Raw genomic sequence first — 22500 nt, forward strand, 5'->3', positions numbered from 1 at the left:
TATCGGAGACTTTTTCCCCCGCTTTATCTGGGGAGATACAGCCATGGCTCTGCCAACCACCATACCATCCATAAACTCCTTTGCACACCCAGAAAACATTCTGATTATTGCCATATTGGTAGGTGTTATACACCTGAACCTGGGTTTAGCCATTGGAGCCTACAACAACATAGTCCGTGGGGACATGAAAGAAGCTTTAGGAGCCCAGATTGTGTGGTTCATCCTGGAAGCAGGTGTAGTATTACTGGCATTAGGCTACCTCTTATTGGGAGGTGGAATACTGATGTACGCCGGAATAGGCGTCCTGGTATTAAGCTTAATCATGCTGGTGTATTTCAATGGTATGTTTGGAATTATGGATGTGTCCGGTTTCCTGGGTAATGTTTTATCATACGCCAGGCTCCTGGCACTGTGTCTTTCCACCGGTGGGATAGCCATGACCGTGAACATTCTAACTGGAATTTGTGCGGAAATGATCCCATTGATTGGAATAATTATTGCACCTATAGTCTTTGTTGGAGGACAGATTGCAAACCTGGCCTTCCAGACACTAGGAGCATTCATAAACGCACTGCGTTTGCATTATGTTGAGTTTTTCGCTCAATTTTACATTGGCGGAAGCCAGAAATTCAAGGCCTTCCGCGCCAAAAGAAAGTTTACTAACATAGGAGGAAAATAACATGGTAGAAGTCGCTTTAGGAACAGCATTAGCAGCAATCGGCGCAGGATTAGCCGTCGGTTTTGCAGGATTAGGATCAGGTTTAGGTCAGGGAATAGCAGCAGCAGGAAGTGTAGGTGCTGTGGCCGAAGATGAAGACATGTTTGCCCGAGGTATCATATTCACTGCACTACCCGAAACCCAGGCTATCTACGGATTCCTGATTGCAATACTCCTCATGGTATTTACCATTATGGCCAACAAAGCATTACCCGCATCATTAGGTCTGGTAGCAATAGGTGCTGGAGCTGCAATAGGATTCGCCGGTCTCGGTTCCGGTATGGGTCAAGGTATTACTGCATCTTCAGCAGTAGGAGCAGTAGTTGAAAATGAGGACATGTTTGCCCGAGGTATCATATTCACTGCACTACCCGAAACCCAGGCTATCTACGGATTCCTGATTGCAATACTCCTCATGGTATTCGGTGGAATTCTGGCAGGATGATAAGATGAGTGCCGGGACAGAGAAAATAGTCTCAAGTATAATGTCTGATGCTCAGATAAAAGCAGAATCCATATTAGCTGAAGCTGAAAAGGAAAAAGAATCCATTCTCTCTGAAGGCGAAGCACAAGCAGTTGCCGAAAAAGAAAAAATCTTAGAAAATGCTGAAAAACAGGCACAAATGAGATATCAACAGATCATCTCAGAAGCTAAGATGAACTCCAGGAGAATGGAACTTGAGGCTCGAGAAGAAGTAATAGAAGAAGCATTCAAGAAAGCAGAAGACAAGCTTAAAGAATTAGCTTCTTCAGATGCGTCTGAATACAAGACATCACTTGAAAAAGTAATCATCGAAGCTGGTACAGAAATTGGGGGAGGCGATATGGTAGTCCTCGTTAAAGAAAGCGATGTGACTAAAATAAAAAGTTCCATACCCTCCATTGAAAAAAGTATCAGTGATAAAACAGGAAACCCCACTAAACTGGAGATGGGCGAAAACATCAACACCATTGGCGGAGCAATTTTGAAAACCAAAAATGGTGAAATAGAGGTTAACAACACCATCGAAGCAAGGATGTTAAGATTTAAAAAATCTCTAAGATCTGAAGTTGCCGGGATACTGTTCAAATAAATAGGGGAGATTTCATATGGTAGAGGACATTACTTCATTAGTCACCGGACTGGGATTCCCCTCTATTGAAGCTTTTTTAGCGGCAGTAATTCTAGTAATAGCAGTTTTCGGAGCAATTGTAGTTATATCAACTATAAGGCCTGTTTTGGGAATGTTCCCTTATACGTACCCCAATGCACGGGTAAGGGCTAGAATAGGAAGAATATTCACTGAAAAACAGTTCCAGGAAATTATTGAAGCTGGAAACATTGAAGAAGTGAAAAACTATCTAAGAGGATTCCCAGATTTCGCAAAATACATTGACCAGTACCCATTGGAAAAAGCTCTGGATGCTCAACTTGCTGAAAACTACGACCTAGTAGCTAGAATAACCCCTGAGAACAGCCGAGATGCTTTCAAGTTTCTCCTGAAGAAATGGGACATCAAAAACATTAAAAGCATAATAATCGCCAAGGAAGCAGGTTTAAGTCCTGAAGAGACCATGGATCTGGTAGTTCCTTTCGGTGATCTGGCCGATAAACTGGACACATTAATTGACGCAGACAGCATCAATGAAGTGTTAAGTGCCCTGGAAGGAACAGAGTACACTCCTCTCCTTGAAGATGCTATTCCCACTTACCAGGAAACAGGAATGCTACTACCACTAGAAGCCTCACTGGACAAATATCTCCTGGAAAACCTTCTTAGAACCGTAAGTACTCCTGAAGATGATAACACATCCTACCTCAAAAACTACGTGGGAAACATGGTGGATGGATCTAACCTTAAAATCATCTTAAGGGCCAAAGTGGATGGGCTGAAATTCGAGGATATCGAACCATACATGATCAGTGACGGTTACCAGATAAGAGAATGGAAACTGAAGGATCTAATGGAAGCAGAAGATGTTGCTGGTGTAATAAGTGGTCTGGAAGGAACAGATTACGCTCCTATCTTGGCTGAAGCCATGGCCACCTACAATGAAACTGGCTCCATAGGGGCCTTTGAAAGTGCACTAGATAAACACGTGGATGAAACTGCTAAAAAAATAGCTTTAAAGAACCAGTTCGGAATCGGACCTATGATTGGCTTTTTAAGCAAAAAGGAAAAAGAAATCAAAAACCTGAAAATCATTGTCCGTGGTAAACGTGAAAAAGGATACACCCCTGCTATGATTAAGGAGATGTTAATATGAGTTCAAAAATAGCAGTAATGGCCGATCCGGACACTGTAACCGGTTTCATGTTAGGCGGTATCAAAGATGGGTTTCCTGTGGAAACTGAGGAAGCAGAAGCCAAACTAAAGGAACTGGCCAAAGAGTACTCCATTATAATAACTACTGAAAAAATTGGAGACAACATCCGAGAAACAATAGATAGAATAAGCAGTGAAAGTGCACTGCCCATGATAATTGAAATTCCAGATAAAGAAGGCTCAGTAGAACGGGAATCAGACCCAATCAGAGAGCTTATTAAACGAGTAATCGGGGTTGAGATGGTAGAATGACTGCCGAAGGAAAGATAATAAAGATAGCGGGTCCGGTAATTACCGCAGACGGTATGAAAGGGACCCAGATGTACGAGATGGTAAAAGTAGGTGACGACAAGCTCATCGGTGAGATCATCGAACTAGAAGGCGACACCGCAACCATCCAGGTTTACGAAGAAACAGCAGGGATGAAACCCGGAGAAGCAGTGGAAAGTACAGGAGGACCACTATCCGTAGAACTGGGACCAGGAATTATTGGTTCCATCTTTGACGGTATACAGAGGCCACTGGAAACCATCAAACTCGCGGTGGGAGACTACATTGAAAGGGGTGTGGATGTACCCGCACTACCTAAAGACAAAAAATGGACCTTTAAACCCATAGCCACTGTTGGCACTGAAGTTAAAGGTGGAGACATCCTGGGTGAAGTACAGGAAACCTCTGCTGTGGTCCAGAAAATAATGGTTCCCCCAAGGGTCAGCGGTACCTTAAAGAGTATTGTTGGTGAAGGTCAGTACACTGTGGTAGAGGACATTGCCGAAGTGGAAACCCCTAAAGGCCCAGTTAAAGTGCAGATGATGCAAAAATGGCCAGTTAGGGTTGGTCGACCATACAAAGACAAATTAGACCCAGACATACCACTGGTAACCGGTCAAAGGGCGCAGGACACCTTTTTCCCTGTGGCTAAAGGTGGAACCGCAGCCATACCCGGACCATTTGGATCCGGTAAAACCGTTACCCAGCAACAGCTGGCTAAATGGGCCGACGCAGACATCATCGTCTACGTAGGATGCGGTGAAAGAGGTAACGAGATGACTGAGGTTCTAAAAGAATTCCCAGAACTCGAAGACCCTAAAACCGGTAAACCATTAATGGACCGAACCGTGCTTATTGCTAACACATCCAACATGCCAGTGGCAGCCAGGGAAGCCTGTGTGTACACCGGTATAACCATAGCTGAGTACTTCCGTGACCAGGGATATGACGTAGCTCTAATGGCTGACTCCACCTCCCGATGGGCTGAGGCCATGAGGGAGATCTCCGGACGACTGGAAGAAATGCCTGGTGAAGAAGGATACCCTGCCTACCTGGCATCACGTCTGGCACAGTTCTACGAACGAGCCGGCCGAGTTAACACCGTGGGAACTGAAAGTAAAGTTGCATCAGTCAGTGTAGTCGGTGCAGTATCACCACCTGGTGGTGACCTATCCGAGCCAGTTACACAGAACACCCTGCGTATATGTAAAGTGTTCTGGGCACTGGACGCATCACTGGCGGATAAACGTCACTTCCCATCCATAGACTGGCTCCAGAGCTACTCATTATACGTGGACAGTGTGGAAGCCTGGTGGGAGAAAACTGTGGGTGCAGACTGGAGAGCATCCAGGGACGAAGCCATGGCCCTCTTACAGAAGGAATCTGAACTTCAGGAAATCGTACAACTGGTAGGACCAGATGCCCTGCCTGACCGGGAAAGGATCACCCTGGAAAGTACCCGAATGATCAGGGAAGACTTCCTGCAGCAGAACGCTTACCACGAAGTGGACACTTACTGTTCCCCAACCAAACAGTACCAGTTACTGAAAACTATTATCCTCTTCCAGGAACAGGCCACTGCCGCCCTGGAACGTGGAGCAGCCGCCGCTGATCTAACTAATTTACCAGTAAAGGAAGAAATCGGTAGGATGAAGTTCATCCCTGAAGATGAATTTGACGCTGCCATCAAGGATATCCAGGATAAAATAGTTAAACAGACTAGTGAGGTGTGAAAATGAACGCCAATATCAAAACCAGAGAATATACCACAGTCAGAGAAGTGGCCGGTCCCCTCATGATTGTAGAAGGCGTTGAAGGCGTTGCCTACAATGAAATAGTGGACATTGAAACACCCAACGGTGAAATGAGAAGAGGACAGGTCCTGGAAGTTAAAGGGGACGTTGCTGTGGTTCAGGTTTTCGAAGGAACCAGAGACCTCAACACCGCCACCACCAAAGTACGATTCACCGGAGAAACTGCCAAAATCGGTGTTTCACTGGACATGCTAGGACGAATATTCAGTGGTACTGGAAAACCCATAGACGGCGGACCTGAAATCATCCCTGAAAAAGAACTGGACATTAACGGAAGCCCAATGAACCCTTCTGCCAGGGAATTCCCCGCAGAATTCATTCAGAGCGGTATCTCCACCATAGACGGAATGAACACCCTGGTACGTGGACAGAAACTACCTATCTTCTCGGGATCCGGTTTACCACACAACGAACTGGCCGCCCAGATCGCCAGACAGGCCAAAGTGCTGGCTGAAGAATCAGAGTTCGCAGTTGTATTCGCCGCCATGGGTATCACCCACGAAGAAGCAAACTACTTCATGCGGGACTTTGAGCGAACCGGAGCTTTAGAACGGGTGACCGTGTTCATGAACCTGGCTGACGACCCCGCCATTGAAAGGATCATCACCCCCCGTATGGCATTAACCACGGCCGAGTACTTCGCCTTCGAGCATAACATGCACGTACTGGTTATATTAACCGATATGACCAACTACGCCGAAGCTTTAAGGGAAATTTCCGCAGCACGTGACGAGGTCCCTGGACGTAGGGGTTACCCTGGTTACATGTACACTGACCTTTCCAGCCTGTACGAAAGAGCAGGCCGTATCGTGGGTAAAGAAGGTTCCATCACCCAGGTACCTATCTTGGTGATGCCTCAGGACGATATCACCCACCCTATTCCGGATTTAACCGGTTACATAACGGAAGGACAGATAGTGTTAAGCAGGGACCTGCACCGTAAAGGTATCTACCCACCAGTAGATGTGTTACCATCACTATCACGACTGATGAGTGGTGGAATTGGTGAAGGACAGACCCGTGAAGATCACAGTGGTGTGTCTGACCAGCTTTACTCTGCATACGCCGAAGGACGTGACCTTCGTGACCTGATGGCTGTGGTAGGTGAAGAAGCTCTAACCGAACGTGACCGTAAATTCCTGGCCTTTGCCGATGACTTTGAAGGCAAATTCATCACCCAAAGCAGGGACGAAGACCGGTCCATTCAGGAAACCCTGGACTTGGGTTGGGAGTTAATGAGCTTACTACCCGAAGCAGAACTTAAAAGGGTACGGGCCGAACACATACCCAAATATCACCCTGACCATAAATAACCCCCTTCCTATTTTTTAGGAAGGAAAACGAGGGATAAAATGGCACAAGAAATGATAGAAGGCATCAATCCAACACGGATGGAACTTCTAAAACTAAAACAACGGGAAAAACTCGCAGTTAAAGGGCACAGTCTCCTCAAGGAGAAAAGGAATGCCCTGATTATGGAGTTTTTCAACATCCTGGAACGGGTTAAGGGATCCCGGGACGAAGTCACCGTGAAACTGCAAGAAGCCTACCAGGACCTAACAGCGGCCCAGGTAATGATGGGCGACCTGTCTGTTAAAAAAGCTGCCATGTCCGTCACTGAATCAGTTGATGTGGACATCGACTCCCGAAGTGTTATGGGAGTGGTGGTACCGGTAATAGAGTCAGAAATTTCCCAAAGGACCATAGTAGAGCGTGGTTACGGATTTATGGACACCTCCGTCAAACTGGATGAAGCTGCCAAAAAATTCGAAGAATCCATTCAGCTCATAATTGAACTGGGTGAGATCGAAAAAACCATCATGTTACTGGCCAGTGAAATTGAATCAACCAAGAGGCGTGTGAACGCCCTGGAACATATCATCATTCCCCGATTGGAGAACACTGTCAAGTACATTGAAATGCGCTTGGAAGAAATGGAAAGGGAAAACTTCGTCAGGTTGAAAATGATCAAAAAGACCATGGAAGAATCTGAGGAGGCTGTCAATGGTTAGAATAATCACCAGACTGGATCAGGTTAAAAAGGAGCAGGAAAAACATGCCAAACCTTCCCTGGACTTTGAGATAGGTAATATCTCAGGTAAAGTCCGGGCCATAATCGCTGCTGAAGAAAAGGAATTCAAGGCAGGGGAAACCAAACCAGTCCAGATCAAAAAGATCGACATCAACGCTAACCATATCTGTTTTATCAGCGCCTACGGTACCAACAAATACGGACACACCATGGCCGTGGGAGAGGAAACATACCTCCCCATAAGCATGGAAAGAACAGCAGACCACGCACTTTTCGCGGCAGCTCTAGACTACAAAGTAGAAAAAGATGATTTATTAGGCGTTTTAATACTTCTACCCGTAGAAGTTAACTTCTAAAGGTAGGAAAAAGAAGTGTCTGATAAAAAATCTCCTATTTTTTTTAATTTTTAAAAATAATGCGTTTTTAACAACTTATTAGAAAAAGTAATTAAAATCCACCTAATCTAGTTTTAATGTAATTGTTTAAAGGTTTTTTAGCATCCATAACCTGTAAAAGCAAGTCATCAATCATGTATTTGACTTCCTGGTAAGATTGGACAGTGGTGACGTGTTCTACTTCCAGTTTTTTCAATTCCTTTACTTTGGATTTACCACGAACCCGGGATACTATTCCTGGAGATCTGCCATTGGCGTAATCCTGATTTATTTTGCGTCTTTTATCTAAAAAATCACGTTTAACATGTTTAATGTCTGATTTAATACTCTTTCTCAGCTCATTTAGAATCCTTTCTCTTTCATTTAGCTCAGCTAAAATTCGTCTGGAATCAGCAATGGAATTGGCTTCCAGATCAATGCTGGAGATTTCTTCAATTAAAAGCAGATAATCTTTCAGATTCATTTAATGGTACCTTTAGATGGAGGATATTCAGTTTACTTACATTTTAAGAGCACTTATCGTTTTTAAGGAGTTACATCCAAAAGTATCTTAAAGAGATCTCCTTCAACTTCACACTGAGTTTTTAGGTCATCATTCTCCTTTTCCATTTCCCTTACTTTGTAGAGGATGTTAGTAAGGGAGTAAGTGTTAAAAACTCCAGTGGCATTATCGGGTTTTGATGAAATTAGAACGATTAGTACATGGTTACCCTGCACCAGCACATTGTAGTTTATGCCGTTTATGTAGATGGTGTCTGATAAGCGAAGTAATAGTTTAATATGTTTAATGGGAAGTCCACTCTTGCTGATAATTTCCTTGATCTTGTCATTTTCCCGGCACTGTTCAATATCAATTTCCACTTCTAGCCCCTCCATAAACTTCACTGGCACATTTAATAAAGCATTGCTTTATATTAATAACGAATTTTAGCCACCAAAGACAATTCAATTAAATATTATAGATCACCCCAATATATTCTTACCTATGAGTAGAGGAGATGTAAACCGGGAAGAGAGACTCTTAAAAAAACAGATCATGGTGTTGAACCGTCACCTTCCCCGGCGAAGAAAAACCCTGAAGGAACTTTTAGGGGAGGAACGGCCCCATGTACTGGGTAACGATGGGACACGCCACCGTTTCAAGAAAAAAGAACTGGATAAAATCTCATCATTCATTTCCCCGGATAAATGGGGACAGTTGAAGTTGCCCTTGTACATCGAGATCAGTTCCGAGATGAACGGTTCCCGTATAAAGGGAAAACTGGAATGCCGAGTGGTATGCCGGATCCTGGAAAAGGAAGATTGTGGTGAGGAAATTTATATTTACCGTGCGGATGTAAAGGTAGTTAGAAGGGAGTTACCCACTACCTCGCAGTACATATTTCTGGTTAAATAACACCCGATTATGGTATTGAACATCAATCTAACTGAATATAAACCATTGAACTGAAGCTTAAGCAATCAATAAAACTGATTAAAGGATGCATTTATTTATGGGATTAAAAAGTATGTGGCAAAAGGTAAAATCATTTAACTTGGATTTTCTATATGATTTTGACTGGGAAGAAATAAAAAAAGACCCGGATAAGATGGCCAAGGTATCCATGCTAGTTTTTGGAGCCGAAATAATGGTCACCGTGGGTATTGTCATTGGAACACTGATTTTTATTTATATAACCATATTTACCTGAATAATAATGGATTAAACCCTATTAAATCAAATATCCGGACTTACTGCCCGGTAAAGTTGATCAACCTTTTTTTGGGCGGAAGTCATTATAGCTTCCGGTGTAGGTCCAGTACTTAAAACTGTGACCATGGGTTCTCCCTCTTCAATGATAACCCCTGGATGGGGTAGGTCGTAAACTCCAGGGAAGTGAAGATCACCTACCAATGATCTTTCCAGGGCATGGACCACCATTTTAACTGCAAATTTCTGGGGAGGAGGAACTTCCGGAAGTTGCCCCTGACATGCTTCCAGATGGGCTTGAGCCATGTTTAAGTTAAGTGATAGTTCTGCACATTCCCAGGTACCCTGTACTCGGGGGTTTACTTCAATTACGTATAACTCACCATTCTGGTTGATGAAATCTACCCCATTTGAGCCCACCAGGGATAGATGGTCCACCACTTTTGTGGCCATCTGGGAGATCTTCTGATCCAGGTTAGTGAGGGCTAGTTCACCGTGGGAAACTTTATCCCCCTCATTAACCAGACCCCTGGGATAGGGTACCAGGTTTCCACAGTATCCAAAGGGTTCCTTCTGACCCAGAGTGCAGTCCCCAATGATCTGTTTAGTGGTAAGGATAGTATGGGCCTCATCAGGGGTGGAGAGAACCGATGCACTTACATTTTCACCCTCAATAAATTCCTGAAGTAGCCACTGGGATAAATTTACCTCTTCTGGTAAACCAGTTACTCCCGAACCATGACCCTGGAGAATCCGAACCCCGTAACCACCGGCCCCGGATCTTGGTTTTAAAATGAACTTCTTTTCGGGGGCATTGCTGATGATTTCCCAGACTTCAGCATTATCAGAAGGTAGATATGTCGGTGAAACGTTGAAATATTTGTTAAGTCTCTGGAAAAGGGCAAATTTATCTTCAACTCCATCTACTTCCATGTTTCCAATAATTTTGCGGGAAGGGAACCATGAAGGAGATGAACCAGCCAGGGATATAACACCATCTACATCCCCTACCATTTCCAGGGCTATTTCTCTCAAAAGATTCGGATTGAAGTTTTCTGAAAACCTACCACATGAAATACCGGGTTTCTGGTCCAGAATTGATTCTACCCGGTCAGCACAAGATCCCAGATCCACGGTCCCAAAATAATCAGCAGAGTAAACAGTGTATCCTAACCTTTTAAGGGAACAAGCCACAGCACGGGTGTTAACACCCACTACCAGAATGTTTTCCATGAGATTACCCTTTAAAAGAATGTTTATCTTGTTAAAAATAAAATAGTCCCGAGCGGAGTCGAACCGCCGTCGCCGGTTCCAAAGACCAGCAGGATTACCACTACCCTACGGGACTATACTATAAAAGAGGCTGCCCATGCAGCATTTCACTTTTCTGAATGAAGTGCTATTTAAACTTATCTGCATACTAGGATCTAACTGATTTAAATGATCCTGGTTTGGCCTTCCTATCGCAATTTACTTTCAAACGACAACTACGACATTTTCGGGGATTACTGGTGGGCATGAACTGCTTTTTCCCAACGAGAAGACTGTGAACCCTTTCAATAAGAGATTTTATATTATTTTTGGCTTCCTGGTCAAAATAAGCTGACCAGAAAATGTTATCCGTCCCTCTCTCCCGCAGGGCCCCGATTATTGTTCTATTCTCTTTAACCATATCCTGAAAGGCAAGACAGTACCCCCAGACCTGGTTTATGGAAGACTCATAGGCCCGGGTACCTGGTTTATCATCGATTATAATGAATTCCTCGGGAGTCATCCAGACTTCATCAATGAATCCCCTAATCCCATAATCAACAGAAACCACTGGAAGTTCCCTTGATAAAAGTTCTGCGGTTTTAGAGGTCTCCAACATCTCCTGAAAGGTGGCAGGCTCCGCATCCTCCTGGAACTCTGCTTCTAACCGGGCATGTTCCTGGGTGCCAATAACCATTTTTCTGGTGGGCTGGACCTCCACACCCTTAACATTTTCCAGGTATATGCTGTATTCACAGTATCCCTGCTTATTTAACCAGCTGATAGGGAAGTTGTTGTGCCCCTCCATGACCATCACCTGGGATATCTCCGGATGGGGTTGAGACTTGGTTTTAGGCATTTAAACACCATCACAACCGTATTATATTATTATTTTAAAATACGGTAATTGGTTCATCTAATGTAAATTGAATTATTAATTAATATTGTTTAAAAATGAGTAAATAAATATGGGGTAGAGTATTTGAAAAGTATTCACCCGGAGCTTAATCCTCCTTTTCATCCTCTTTCTTGGTAAGGCGACTTTTAAGGACAGTCCAGATGTCCTTATCTTCATTATCATCCTTATTTTCAATATTCTCATTGATTTCGTCAGGTTTCGGTGTTTGGTCCGAAGGGGGAGAATTTTTATTCTGTTGCTGGAGTTTAAGTTTCTCGGTGAGCTTTCTTTCCGCTTTCAGGGCATGGATCAGTTTTTCCCGGTCACTTTCCAGGGATTCGATCCGGTCCTCCATTTCCTTCTCCTTTCTGCGGGATTTGTTATGTTTACTGAACAATTCCTTGTAGGTTTTGGATAGCTGGCTGTGTTTCCACTCCAGATCTGCAAATTCAGTTTCATACTGTTCCAGTTTGATCTGGTATTCATCTTCCTTACTGGAAAATTCCTTGAATTCACCATCCTCAGTGATGTACTCTTCCAGATCCTTCTGGGGTATGATGAACACTTCCATGCTGCAATCCAGGTTATCGGATCGTTTCAGGGGAACCAGGTACTGATTGTACTCGTAGGTCTTCTTCTGGCCTCCCACTGTTTTTTTGGTCTTTTTCTTGTAGCACTTGACCGCAGATTTGACTAGCTTCACCATGTGAAAAAACTCTCCTTTATCTATACCCCTATTGGTGAGACAGTCTTTTATAGTTGATGATGATATCACCACACCTCTCCCGGTTTAATACAATAAACCGGGTTATTGCATTTTAAAAAATTATTGCATTTAAAAAATACCAAACACTGCATATACCCCTCTCCGCGATACAAGAGATAAATTTTTAAGTTACCCCACCGGATTGACCCTAAATCCGCATCATCAGTAACTTAAATCTGATTTTAAGACATTTAATTTTTTATTCCAGATATAAAAGAACAAACAAAGTTTATAAGAGATTTATGTACTATAACTATGGTATACAGTTTAAATGAGGAAAACTATGAAATCTGATAAAAAAATACTGGGATACGATCGGTTCCTGATGATGGCCCTCCTCAAGGAAGGTCCCCTCACACTGGAGGAACTGGATGACAAGACTATCCTCTTTTTATCCCTAATCTGGTACCAGCAGGTGCCGGAAAAAGGGGAACCACTAATGGAAAGACTTTTCTTCACCCTGTCTCATCTGCGTTCTGAACTGGAAGATGAACGAAAGGATAAAAGAATTGGTAAAACTGAAGAAGAGTGTGAAAAACTTATTGAAAGTGGATGGGTCGCCCTGGTTGATCATCATTACTCCCTGACTGAAGAAGGAAAGAAGGAAGCCCAGAAATTTGTGGACCGCATGGAGAAGAAGGCTTCCCTGGTACGGAAGGACTTCTTCAAACCGGATGCAGCTGCCCGTAACACCACAGTACTGGATGCTTTCCTGGCCGTGATGAAGTTAGGGTCTGGTCTGGTCAGTGGTAGCGTGGGGCTGACTGCCGATGGTACTGATGCCACCATGGACACTGTTTCCGCCTTCATGGTCTGGCTGGGAATCAAATACCACCGGGAAACCCTCTCCACCCTCCTGGTAATATTCGGATTATTCTTTGCCTCGGTCAGTATTGGTTATGACTCAGTCACTCATCTTATAAGCGCATTCTACGGTACACTAACTCCAATGGGTATGCCCTACCTGGTGATAGCGGTGGAAGGAATTGCCATCCTGGCCGCAGTATTCCTATTCTACTACCAGCGCTACGTGGGAAAGGTGAATTCCAACCTGACCCTTATTTCCCAATCTGTGGATTCTAAAAACCACATATTTATCGGCCTGTCAGTTATTGCCGGTGCAGTGTTCACCATGCAGGGAATTTACTTCGTAGATGCCCTGATCGCACTGTTCATCTCGGTGGGTATATTCAAAGACGCGGTGGACCTACTCCGGGAAGCTATATCGGCCAGGAAAGGGGAAGAAGAGGATTATTCTCAGTACCGACTGCCCATGGAGGAGTGCTGGGAGGAGAACAAGCTCCGGGCCTTCCAGAACTGGATACTTTACATACTGTGGACTGGTGACCGTAAAACTCGGGATGAAATCATTGAATCATTGCAGGATGCTTTCAACCCCAATAATTACATCCCTGTACTTTCCGAGCTTGATGCCACCTGTTCCGATGTCCATGACTTTGATGGTGACTGGGATAACATGACCCGGCCCCTGGTGGAACTGGAGTTACTGGTACTGGAAGATGAGTACTTCCGCCTGACTGAAAATGGTAGCCAGTACCTGCAGGACTTTGTGAGTAACTTTGACTACTACGATGTCCATGTCTCCGACACCATACTCCTGGCCATGGCTGAAGATGAACTGCATCACCCTGAAGGTCAAAACTAGGACAGATCATAGTATGAATAAAATAAATAGGGATTTGATTATCCCTATTTAAATTTAATTATCCACATTTATCTTCACTATTTTTTAAACTGTTATTTCCATTAAAAAATGTTTAAACAAAACTAAATAAATATGGATTTTTAAAGTCTTTTTCTGGATTCAATCGCTGCACTTGTGATTTGCCTGTATTTAGTCCTTAAATATTCCATGTTCTCCTCAATAAGTTCGTTGATGAATCTTTCAACACTCTCATCGTCGAGAAAATCGCGTATCCTGTAAAATCTAGCCATAAAAAAGATCTCCTAATAACAGAACCTATATTGATGAGCGGAGTTTATATATTTATGGTTTTCCTGGACGTATACGAACTGTTCGGGTCAATGGAGAACTCTTACCTTCAAAAGTTTAATTCGTAGATTATTAAGTAAGAGAAATTGAGAATAGATTGATTGGCTGGCCTTAATTTTGATTGATTTTAAGGGCACAACAAGTTTTCCCCGGTAAGATGTTATTTATTTTTGGCTTCCAGGAGCTTTTTAAGCTCATTCATTTCTTCCTGGAGTCTGTCTATCTTTTTATCTAGAGATTCCAATCTCTTTTCCATTACCGTTTCCTTATCTTCGGTTTGTTCAAAGAACAATCCAGTTATTTTAAAAGCAGCATAGCTCACGAAGGCCAGGCCACCAATAATTATGATTAAAGTGGCAAATCTCCCACCGACAGTGTGGGGATAGATATCACCGTAACCCACAGTGGTGATGGTTATCAGTATGTACCATAGGGCATCATCCAGACTGTTTACACTGGGGTTCACTCCGTATTCAAAGAAGTAGAACAGTATTGCCCCGGAGATTATGACGAATATTAGGGTTATAACACCGTACTCCAAGTCAGCCCGTTCAATGTAATCAAAGAGGCCCACAATATTCCTTCGCAAAAGGGATAGTATTTTGATCAGGCGGAAATATCTGAATATTCCGGAATATCCCGCCAGGAGAATTTCAGGCACCATACCAATTATATCGAACCAGTTGTTCTTCAGGTACTTGACCCGGTCATCAGCCTGGTAAAGCCGGTGCACAAACTGGGAGGCTAAAATAAATACCACAATTAAGTCAAATAGAACAATAAGCTGGTAAGTTTCCGAGTTCACCTGTACAAAGATTATACCAGTTAACAGGATAACATCCAGAAGAGTTAACCCAATTATCACCGCATCAGTAATCTTTTTTACTTCCCGGCTTCCCATGAACCGGTTTAAATTTATATTTTTCATGCAAACCTTTGTTTTGATTAATGCTCCCCTATTAAATGCCAATTGAATATTCCGGATGGAAATGTCCAAAAGACTCCCTGTTGATTCATTGTACAAGGATTATAGTGTGATTTTACTAGGATAAATAGGGTTTGTTTGAGGAATTGATTATCATTACAAGATAACCTATGTTGATTACTTCGTAATATAAGGCCATTTTAGACCACAATATCGGCATATATTTTTACCAAAAAATAATATTTTAAATTCGTTAAATTTCCATATAACGAAATTGATTAATAAACTTTCATTCAGTTGCTATGGTAAATTTATATTTATTGAGGTCATCATGATTATTGACTAATTCTGATAAAAGTACCTAATAATTAATTTGAACAGATCCAGTAGAATGCAATAAAAGGATTCATTGAGTTTTGGACTGGGAAAAGTGGGAATTATACGTATCGGAAATATAGTAAAGAGTTTCTTGATGCTGATTTGATTAATTTAATTATAAAAAGAAAGGTTTTTATACTAACAACACATTTGTAAAAAAAGAATTTAGGAAAATAAAAAAAATTCCAAGAAAATTTGGAAATGGTTAAATTGAAAAATCTTATGGAATAGAAAGAGGTAAGTGAATTTATATAAAAAATACAAATTTTTCAGACAAAAATCTCTTTATAAATTTAATAATAAGTTCTTTAACATTCTTCTTATATTTCTGACTATAAGTTTTTATTCTATTATATTCTGCATGTATGCGTGATTTAGTTATAAACCATTAAAATATGTATAATTTAGTTCAAAATCAGGATCTAATTCTAAAGCTTTATTAAAACATTTTAAAGCTTCTTGATCTTTACCAATATCTTCTAAGACTCTACCCTTGTTGTACCATGCTTCAACATTATTAGGATCTAATTCTAAAGCTTTGTTAAAGCTTTGTAATGCTTTTTGGTACTTACCACTATCTTTAAATGCATGTCCCATATTCGTCCATGCAGAAATACAATTTGGATTAATTTCTAATGCTATTTCATAGCATTTTAATGCATCATTATATTGACAGAGAACTCCAAAAGTATTACCTTTAACGTACCAAATGTCAGAATCATCTGGATTTATTTCTAATGCTTTATCATAAGATTCTAACGCTTCATGAAACATGTCAAGTTCCATTAACGTAATTCCTTTATTGTACCACGTTCCAGCAGCTTTTGGTTCTATTTCCAGTGATTTATCGTAAGCTTCTAGTGCCGCCCTATTATTCCCCAGTGCTACTAAAACTCCCCCTTTACCATGCCATGCTTCAGCATTATTTGGTTCTATTTTCAAAATTTCATCATAGAGTTCTAATGCTTCTTGTAATTTACCTTCCCTAAAAAGTTTAAAAGATTTTTTAGTGAATGAGGTTTCATTAGATCCATTGAACAAGCCTATATAAACACCTCCTAACCTGTGGGTTATTCATTTTTTTAAATGAATAAAATATATTTAATATGCTTTAGATTCTAAAACGACATTATAATGGGAACTTTAACATGACATGATAGCAATTTTAATCTCTGTAAGTGCTGCTGCGGTATGCACTACCCCATTTGATATCACCTCTTTGCATAATTCTTTTGCAGCTCTAAAATTTTTACCTGCATCTCTCATAAGATAATTTATAGCCTCACCTGCTTCATTATATTTACATCAAACTCTGCTCTTTTTTGCTGAATATCAACGAGGATATCAGGATCATCACTAAGGCAAATACCGCGATTATGATGACATCCAGATATACCGGCAGCACTGACTGGTGCAGAATTATACCCCTCAGGGCATCCACCCCGTAGGTCAGGGGGTTGGCGTAGACTGCTACCTGTAACCAGCTGGGAAGTCCGGTTATAGGGAACAGTGCTCCACTGAGGAGGAATATGGGCATTACAATGAAGCTCATTATGAGGTTGAAACCCTCCATACTGTCGGTGAAGGATGCAATCAGAAGTCCCAGCCCAGAGAGTCCCAGGGATATGATGATTATAACCAGGATTGATCCCAGGAGAATGGACACATCCATGGGGACACTGACCACGAAGGATAAGAGCAGTAGTATAACACCCTGGATAAGGGCCGTGGTACTGATTCCAATGGCCTTTCCCATGACAATGGCTGGACGGGAGATGGGTGCCACCAGTATCTCCTTTAAGAATCCAAACTGCCGGTCCTGTATCACCGAAAGCCCGGAGAACACTGAGGTGAAGAGGATGGTCTGGGCAATGATTCCCGGGTAGATGAAGGCCTGGTAACCACCGGCTATGTTCCCGAATCGCATGGCTGATCCCAGGCCGGTTCCGAATATCAAGAGCCATAACAGGGGAGTTACCACCGAGGTAACAATACGTGAACGGTAGCGCAGGAATTTCTTGTTTTCCCTGAGCCAGATGGTGTAGATTCCCTCCAGTTCCGCCATGATCATCCCTCCTCCTGGATGGTTCTACCCGTGTATTTCAGGAACACGTCCTCCAGGTTGGGGTGTTCCAGTTCTATGGAGTAAACGAAGATCTCATGTTTATTGGCGAAGTTCACCAGCTCTGCCACCAGGTTTTCCCCCCTCTCCACCAGGAGCTTGATCTCCGAATCCATAACATAGGTTTCCTTTACAAAGTCCAGTTTTTCCACCAGCCTGGTGAATTCTTCCAGTTTGTCCACCTGCATGGTGATGGTATCCGCCTTAAGCTCCCGTTTCAGGTTGCGGGGCGAATCAGAGGTTATGATCTGTCCCTGGTTGATGATTGATATCTCATCACACAACCGGTCTGCTTCTTCCATGTAATGGGTGGTCATCAGCACTGAGACATCCTGGTGCTGGTTTAATTCCTTGATATATTCCCATATACTCTCCCTGGTCTGGGGGTCCAGTCCCAAGGTTGGTTCATCTAAAAAAAGCACTTTAGGATGGTGTATAAGTCCCCGACCTATTTCCAGGCGGCGTTTCATACCCCCAGAGTAGGTTTTAACGAATTCGTCGGCCTTTTTACCCAGGGCAATGAGATCCAGTATCTCATCGATACGCGTCTGACGGACGTCTTTGGGCACACCGTAGAGTGAAGCATGCATTTCCAGGTGTTCACGGCCAGTGAGCATGTCATCCAGTGCCCTGGATTGGAAAACAATTCCAATGGATTCCCGAACCTCTTTGGGCTGTTTCTTGACATCGTACCCATTGACGGTGGCTGTTCCACTGGTGGGATGGAGAATAGTGCACAACATTGATATCAATGTGGTTTTCCCCGCCCCATTAGGCCCTAATACTCCATAAACACTGTTTTTAGGTACTTTAAGATTCACACCGTTGACTGCCGTGAAATCATCATATTTTTTGGATATGTCCTGGGTCTCGATAATGTATTCCATGCTTTTCCTCCCTGTAAGTTGCCCTTAAAATCCCAGTTAAAGTTATCTTTAAATAAATGTGTTTCTGGTAAGATTTAATCGTTATGCCCCATTTTGATATTAATTTTATGGTTAAATTATTAATTTTATAAAATCCATATAAAACACTAGTTTAAGTAAAAACTGAACCGGGGGATACACTTATCATTGTGAAACTGATAAAATCAGAGGGGATAGCCCACCATTCTTATTTTATTGAGGCCAGTGGCCGGGCTATAGTGGTTGATCCACGGCGTGATGTGGATATCTACCTTAAAATGGCAGAAACAGCGGGATTGGACATAACCCATATTTTTGAAACTCATCGCAACGAAGATTACGTTATCGGCTCCCTGGAACTGGCCCAGGCCACCGGGGCGGAGATATTCCACGGGAAAGATCTGGAATTTGCCTACGGAACCCCGGTAAGTGAAGGAAACACCTTCAAGTTTGGGAATGCTGAGCTAGAAATATTGGAAACACCCGGCCACACACCGGAAAGCATATCACTGGTTTTAAGGGATAAAAATGTGTCTGATGATGCCCAGATGGTGTTTGCCGGGGATTTGATCTTTGCCGGGGAAACTGGGCGTATCGATCTTTTAGGGGAAGATAAAAAGAGAGAAATGGCGGGTTTACTCTACGACAGTATCTTCCATAAGATCATGCCCCTGGGTGATGAGACCATTCTGTGCCCGGCACATGGGGCGGGTTCCGTCTGTGGGGCAGATATACGTGAACAGGATTACACCACCCTGGGTTATGAAAAAAATACCAATCTCCAGTTACAGTGCACCAGTAGGGATGAGTTCATTCAGATGAAAGTGGCGGAAGAACTTTACACCCCGCCCTACTTTAGGAAGATGGAATTTTTTAACCAGAATGGAGCTCCATTACTGGGTAGACTACCTTATCTTCGGGCTTTGACCCCTAAAATCCTGAAAAAAATGAAAAATAATGGTGCACAGATTGTGGATGTCCGTAAACCCACCAGCTTTGGTGGGGACACCTACCTGGCAGTTTAAATATATGGCGTGATGGTGTTCCAGCCTTTGCTGGCTGGTTTTTGAATTACCAGGACCCCATTATCCTGGTGGATGATCAGGACCATAACTGGGATGAGGTTCGCCAGGCACTGGTTAGACTGGGTTTTGATAATATTTACGGTTATCTGGCTGGTGGTTTCCCTAACTGGTACCTCCATGCCGAGAAGATTGAAACTCTGAAGCTCTGGAGTGTGCAGCAGTTAAAAGAAAATTTAAAAAATGATTTTTTCCTTCTGGACGGGCGTATGATAGATGACCGGCAGGAAGGCTACATAGAAGGATCCCACCACATATACACTGGTGAGGTGCCCGTGAGGATATCAGAAATCCCCCGTGACCATCCAGTGGTGGTTTACTGTGACTCTGGATTTAAATCAACCCTGATATGCAGTTACCTTAAAGGAGAGGGTTTCACTGATCTGACCAGTGTCCTGGGCAGTATGACTGCCTGGAAACAGGCAGGTTACCCGGTAGTAAAGGATTAAACTGGCAACAAATCATTTATCACTTAATCAAAGTATTACATTGCATTAAATCCGTAAAATACCCCAATATATAAAAATAGCAGGTGATACCTTTGGATATTTTGAAAATTCCGGCCATGGAAAAGGAAGAGTACGATAGATTTATCGCGGAGGAGTACGTGAGTAGAATTGCCTTTAAGGGAGATTATCCCTACATTGCCCCATTTTTGTATGTTTTTAATGGGAAAAATATCTACTTCCTCAGTACCCAGTACGGTAAAAAGGTGGAACTTTTCAGGAGCAACCCCCAGGTGGCAGTGGAGATTGAAAATTACAGTCCGGACCTTTCACACTATCGTTTCGTGACACTGCAGGGTAAGATAGATGAAGTTGACCAGGAGGAGGAGAAACTTCAGGTACGGGAGATGTTTGTGGATCTAATAAAAAACAAAGATCTCTCCCCAAATATATTGGCGGCCCTGGGTCATTCCCCCGAAGACCCCCTGGAATCATTAATCCATAGTGAAAAATCAGTGGTGTGGAAACTGGTGGAGGTAAAGGAGATAGTGGCCCTTAAAAATTCATGATATCTCCACTTCCATATTGGGCACAGTTTATTAGCAAATCTCACCCCAAAAAGGGATGTATAAGTTATAATTAAACAAAGTAGGAGAGCCTTTTAAATAAAAAATGGAGGATTGATAAGTTTATGGAAAATTTTAATTTAAGGGAAGTTCCTCGCTTAATTGCTTCTATATTGATAGTTTTCTTTTCCGGTGCAGTGGGGAGTCTGGCCACTTTCCCGGAGATAACCACCTGGTACGCTGCACTGGCCAAACCAGCCTGGACCCCACCTAATGAGTGGTTTGGACCAATATGGACTACTCTTTACATCTTAATTGGAATAGCACTTTTCCTGGTGTGGAGACAGGGATGGGATCGGCGTGATGTGCGGTTTGCCATAGGAATATTTGCCGTTCAGCTGGTACTGAACATCCTGTGGTCACTGGTGTTTTTCGGATTGCACTCCATATTAGGCGGATTCATAGTGATATTCTTACTGTGGATAGCCATACTGGCCAACATGGTCGCATTCTACGTTTTATCCAAACCAGCCGGACTCCTGTTAGTTCCTTACATAATCTGGGTTAGTATCGCATCCTACCTGAACTACAGTGTGATGTTATTGAACTAGAGGTTGTACTCCCCAACCCCTATATCTTTTCACTAATAAAATCAAGTGGAGATGAGGATATATGGGATATTACGATATGAACAAAGATGACCGGAGAAAGTTAGTGCTGCAAATGGAGGATGAGATAAAACAGGACCTCCAAAACAGCCAAAAGCGTGACATCCTCCATTATTCTGCAGATGATGATGTTTACATTAGAAAAAATGTTTCCGGCATTATGGGGCGGATTTATCGAAAGGGCCTCTTTAAAGGAGAAATAATTGAAATTGTTGGTTATCTTCTGGAGAATGATGACGATAAGGTTCGTCAGACTGCAGTGTAGATTTTAGGTGAGGTGGGGAAACAGGATGCCAGTCCTGTTTTTGATTACCTAGAAACTGCCCTGGAAGATCCCCACCACCGGGTTCGAAATTCAGTCATGAGCTCATTGAAGGTTATGGGTGAAAAAAACCCTCAACCTACCTTGAAGTTTGCAAAAAGATTCATACACCATCCTGATCCTGAAGTGCGTAAAAAGGTGGTTCATGGAATTGAACTGCGGGGTAGAACTCACCCTGAAGATATTTTACCTTTATTAGAAGAATTCCAAGATGATGCCCATCCCCAGGTGAGAAAGATGTTAATTCATGTCCTGGGACAGATAAGTTACAAGGAAGGATGTTTAGAAAAGGTGACTTCAGCCCTTAAAACCTGGAAAAACAAGGAATTAGTGGAAGATACTATCCCCTACATTTTGGATGTGCATAAAAAATACCCCTTCAGTGCTCTGACACCAGAAGAGGCTGAAAAATATTTAAAAGAAAATTTTAGTCAATAAATCCACCATTAAACCCAATAATCTGGTATTTATTTTTCATAAAACAGTTCCTGGAATTTGATGGTGTATTGGGTACCTCTGGTGCGGTCAATCTCCATTTCACCGTTTAATTGATTCACCAATGTACGGACCACCAGTAAACCCAGTTTCTTGGATTTTTTGGGATCAGTATTTTCTGGTAAGCCAATTCCATTATCGGCAACTTTGAGGACGTAAAGCCCATTATCTGATTCTAATTCCACCTTAATATTACCCGTTCCCTGGGGGAAGGCATGTTTGATGCTGTTGGATGCCAGTTCATTGATTATGAGGCCACAGGGCATGGCGGTTTCAATACCCATCTCTCCACGGGCAATATCTGTATCTAAGGTGATGGATCTTTTATCCACACAATAAGAATTGAATATATCCTCTAAGAGTTTATTTACATAGTTTCCAAAGTGTATGTTGCCCATGTTCTTGGACTGGTACAGGTTTTCGTGGATCATGGCCAT

At 42.6% G+C, this 22500-nt stretch carries 29 protein-coding genes and 1 tRNA gene (2 of these 30 cut by a window edge); 18 read left to right on the forward strand and 12 right to left on the reverse strand.

Annotation, left to right across the window (positions count from 1 at the left end; genetic code table 11):
- The 9 genes in view from QC759_RS10485 to QC759_RS10525 are tightly spaced (at most 39 nt apart) and all read left to right on the forward strand, a layout consistent with a single transcriptional unit that may run on beyond the window.
- A protein-coding gene (locus tag QC759_RS10485) for a V-type ATP synthase subunit I (RefSeq protein WP_048072397.1) crosses the window boundary here: on the forward strand, window positions 1-679 show its final stretch. The gene continues 1334 nt to the left of window position 1, outside the view; 679 of the gene's 2013 nt are visible here — the last part of the coding sequence; its start codon lies off the left edge, out of view; the stop codon is at window positions 677-679.
- 1 nt (window position 680) lies between these two features.
- The gene (locus QC759_RS10490) at window positions 681-1163 is read left to right on the forward strand and encodes an ATP synthase subunit K (RefSeq protein ID WP_048072398.1); all 483 of its coding nucleotides are present in this window, start codon (window positions 681-683) and stop codon (window positions 1161-1163) included.
- Between the two features lie 4 nt (window positions 1164-1167).
- Window positions 1168-1791, forward strand: coding sequence for a V-type proton ATPase subunit E (locus tag QC759_RS10495; protein ID WP_048072399.1), 624 nt, complete (start codon window positions 1168-1170; stop codon window positions 1789-1791).
- A gap of 16 nt (window positions 1792-1807) precedes the next feature.
- On the forward strand, window positions 1808-2965 hold the full coding sequence (locus QC759_RS10500) for a V-type ATP synthase subunit C (protein ID WP_048072400.1): 1158 nt from the start codon (window positions 1808-1810) through the stop codon (window positions 2963-2965).
- A complete protein-coding gene (locus QC759_RS10505; protein ID WP_048072401.1) occupies window positions 2962-3276 on the forward strand; it encodes a V-type ATP synthase subunit F in 315 nt (104 codons plus the stop codon). Before QC759_RS10500 ends, QC759_RS10505 begins: the two co-directional genes overlap by 4 nt.
- Complete coding sequence (locus QC759_RS10510; protein WP_048072402.1) at window positions 3273-5027, forward strand: ATP synthase subunit A; 1755 nt, start codon at window positions 3273-3275, stop codon at window positions 5025-5027. Before QC759_RS10505 ends, QC759_RS10510 begins: the two co-directional genes overlap by 4 nt.
- Before the next feature lie 2 nt (window positions 5028-5029).
- Window positions 5030-6421: an ATP synthase subunit B gene (locus tag QC759_RS10515; RefSeq protein ID WP_048072403.1), complete on the forward strand. Its 1392-nt coding sequence runs from the start codon at window positions 5030-5032 to the stop codon at window positions 6419-6421.
- A gap of 39 nt (window positions 6422-6460) precedes the next feature.
- Complete coding sequence (locus tag QC759_RS10520; RefSeq protein ID WP_048072404.1) at window positions 6461-7120, forward strand: V-type ATP synthase subunit D; 660 nt, start codon at window positions 6461-6463, stop codon at window positions 7118-7120.
- On the forward strand, window positions 7113-7496 hold the full coding sequence (locus QC759_RS10525; RefSeq protein WP_048072405.1) for a DUF22 domain-containing protein: 384 nt from the start codon (window positions 7113-7115) through the stop codon (window positions 7494-7496). The genes QC759_RS10520 and QC759_RS10525 overlap by 8 nt, the downstream gene beginning before the upstream one ends.
- 91 nt (window positions 7497-7587) lie before the next feature.
- Here the strand turns inward: QC759_RS10525 and QC759_RS10530 are convergent, their stop codons facing one another.
- Complete coding sequence (locus QC759_RS10530) at window positions 7588-7998, reverse strand: hypothetical protein (protein WP_048072406.1); 411 nt, start codon at window positions 7996-7998, stop codon at window positions 7588-7590.
- Between the two features lie 62 nt (window positions 7999-8060).
- Window positions 8061-8396, reverse strand: a complete 336-nt coding sequence (locus QC759_RS10535; protein WP_048073832.1) for a hypothetical protein — start codon at window positions 8394-8396, stop codon at window positions 8061-8063.
- Between the two features lie 124 nt (window positions 8397-8520).
- Here QC759_RS10535 and QC759_RS10540 point away from each other — a divergent pair, with 124 nt between their 5' ends.
- Together QC759_RS10540 and QC759_RS10545 are read left to right on the forward strand one after the other, a co-directional pair.
- Complete coding sequence (locus QC759_RS10540; RefSeq protein ID WP_048072407.1) at window positions 8521-8931, forward strand: DUF61 family protein; 411 nt, start codon at window positions 8521-8523, stop codon at window positions 8929-8931.
- Between the two features lie 112 nt (window positions 8932-9043).
- A complete protein-coding gene (locus tag QC759_RS10545; protein ID WP_231553479.1) occupies window positions 9044-9226 on the forward strand; it encodes a hypothetical protein in 183 nt (60 codons plus the stop codon).
- 26 nt (window positions 9227-9252) lie between these two features.
- Here the strand turns inward: QC759_RS10545 and QC759_RS10550 are convergent, their stop codons facing one another.
- The 4 genes from QC759_RS10550 to QC759_RS10565 all read right to left on the reverse strand — a co-directional run bounded on the left by QC759_RS10550 (window position 9253) and on the right by QC759_RS10565 (window position 12080).
- Entirely contained in the window at window positions 9253-10458 is a 1206-nt protein-coding gene (locus QC759_RS10550; protein ID WP_048073834.1) for an ATP-grasp domain-containing protein, read from the reverse strand.
- A gap of 43 nt (window positions 10459-10501) precedes the next feature.
- Window positions 10502-10573, reverse strand: a tRNA-Gln gene (locus QC759_RS10555).
- Between the two features lie 72 nt (window positions 10574-10645).
- A complete protein-coding gene (locus QC759_RS10560; RefSeq protein WP_048072408.1) occupies window positions 10646-11335 on the reverse strand; it encodes a CRISPR-associated protein Cas4 in 690 nt (229 codons plus the stop codon).
- Between the two features lie 145 nt (window positions 11336-11480).
- The gene (locus QC759_RS10565; RefSeq protein WP_231553480.1) at window positions 11481-12080 is read right to left on the reverse strand and encodes a hypothetical protein; all 600 of its coding nucleotides are present in this window, start codon (window positions 12078-12080) and stop codon (window positions 11481-11483) included.
- Between the two features lie 343 nt (window positions 12081-12423).
- On the opposite strand from QC759_RS10565, the gene QC759_RS10570 reads away from it, so the two are divergent.
- A complete protein-coding gene (locus tag QC759_RS10570; protein ID WP_048072410.1) occupies window positions 12424-13806 on the forward strand; it encodes a cation diffusion facilitator family transporter in 1383 nt (460 codons plus the stop codon).
- 140 nt (window positions 13807-13946) lie between these two features.
- Here QC759_RS10570 and QC759_RS10575 read toward each other — a convergent pair whose 3' ends face one another.
- The 5 genes from QC759_RS10575 to QC759_RS10595 form a co-directional block, all read right to left on the reverse strand.
- The gene (locus QC759_RS10575) at window positions 13947-14096 is read right to left on the reverse strand and encodes a hypothetical protein (RefSeq protein WP_156104948.1); all 150 of its coding nucleotides are present in this window, start codon (window positions 14094-14096) and stop codon (window positions 13947-13949) included.
- 218 nt (window positions 14097-14314) lie between these two features.
- A complete protein-coding gene (locus QC759_RS10580) occupies window positions 14315-15082 on the reverse strand; it encodes an ion channel (protein WP_048073835.1) in 768 nt (255 codons plus the stop codon).
- Window positions 15083-15835: 753 nt separating this feature from the next.
- Window positions 15836-16498, reverse strand: coding sequence for a tetratricopeptide repeat protein (locus QC759_RS10585; protein WP_279845755.1), 663 nt, complete (start codon window positions 16496-16498; stop codon window positions 15836-15838).
- A gap of 259 nt (window positions 16499-16757) precedes the next feature.
- Window positions 16758-17522: an ABC transporter permease gene (locus QC759_RS10590; protein ID WP_048073836.1), complete on the reverse strand. Its 765-nt coding sequence runs from the start codon at window positions 17520-17522 to the stop codon at window positions 16758-16760.
- A 2-nt stretch (window positions 17523-17524) separates the two neighbouring features.
- Window positions 17525-18466 (reverse strand): ATP-binding cassette domain-containing protein, encoded by a 942-nt coding sequence (locus QC759_RS10595; protein WP_048072412.1) that lies wholly within the window; start codon window positions 18464-18466, stop codon window positions 17525-17527.
- A 188-nt stretch (window positions 18467-18654) separates the two neighbouring features.
- Between QC759_RS10595 and QC759_RS10600 the strand changes: the two genes are divergently transcribed.
- From QC759_RS10600 to QC759_RS10625, 6 genes are all read left to right on the forward strand, one after another.
- Entirely contained in the window at window positions 18655-19509 is an 855-nt protein-coding gene (locus QC759_RS10600; protein WP_279845756.1) for an MBL fold metallo-hydrolase, read from the forward strand.
- A 2-nt stretch (window positions 19510-19511) separates the two neighbouring features.
- A complete protein-coding gene (locus QC759_RS10605; RefSeq protein ID WP_279845789.1) occupies window positions 19512-20015 on the forward strand; it encodes a rhodanese-like domain-containing protein in 504 nt (167 codons plus the stop codon).
- An 83-nt stretch (window positions 20016-20098) separates the two neighbouring features.
- Window positions 20099-20581: a pyridoxamine 5'-phosphate oxidase family protein gene (locus QC759_RS10610; protein WP_331437027.1), complete on the forward strand. Its 483-nt coding sequence runs from the start codon at window positions 20099-20101 to the stop codon at window positions 20579-20581.
- 122 nt (window positions 20582-20703) lie between these two features.
- Window positions 20704-21189: a TspO/MBR family protein gene (locus tag QC759_RS10615; RefSeq protein ID WP_048072415.1), complete on the forward strand. Its 486-nt coding sequence runs from the start codon at window positions 20704-20706 to the stop codon at window positions 21187-21189.
- A 61-nt stretch (window positions 21190-21250) separates the two neighbouring features.
- Window positions 21251-21511: a hypothetical protein gene (locus tag QC759_RS10620; RefSeq protein WP_279845758.1), complete on the forward strand. Its 261-nt coding sequence runs from the start codon at window positions 21251-21253 to the stop codon at window positions 21509-21511.
- Between the two features lie 12 nt (window positions 21512-21523).
- Window positions 21524-22006 (forward strand): HEAT repeat domain-containing protein, encoded by a 483-nt coding sequence (locus tag QC759_RS10625; RefSeq protein WP_279845760.1) that lies wholly within the window; start codon window positions 21524-21526, stop codon window positions 22004-22006.
- Window positions 22007-22035: 29 nt separating this feature from the next.
- Here the strand turns inward: QC759_RS10625 and QC759_RS10630 are convergent, their stop codons facing one another.
- Window positions 22036-22500, reverse strand: the final stretch of a protein-coding gene (locus QC759_RS10630) for a PAS domain S-box protein (RefSeq protein WP_048072416.1). Its footprint extends 1299 nt past the window's final position; 465 of the gene's 1764 nt are visible here — the last part of the coding sequence; the start codon falls outside the window, past its right edge; its stop codon occupies window positions 22036-22038.

The organism is Methanobacterium formicicum (genome assembly GCF_029848115.1).
GTDB classification, from domain to species: Archaea; Methanobacteriota; Methanobacteria; order Methanobacteriales; family Methanobacteriaceae; genus Methanobacterium; species Methanobacterium formicicum.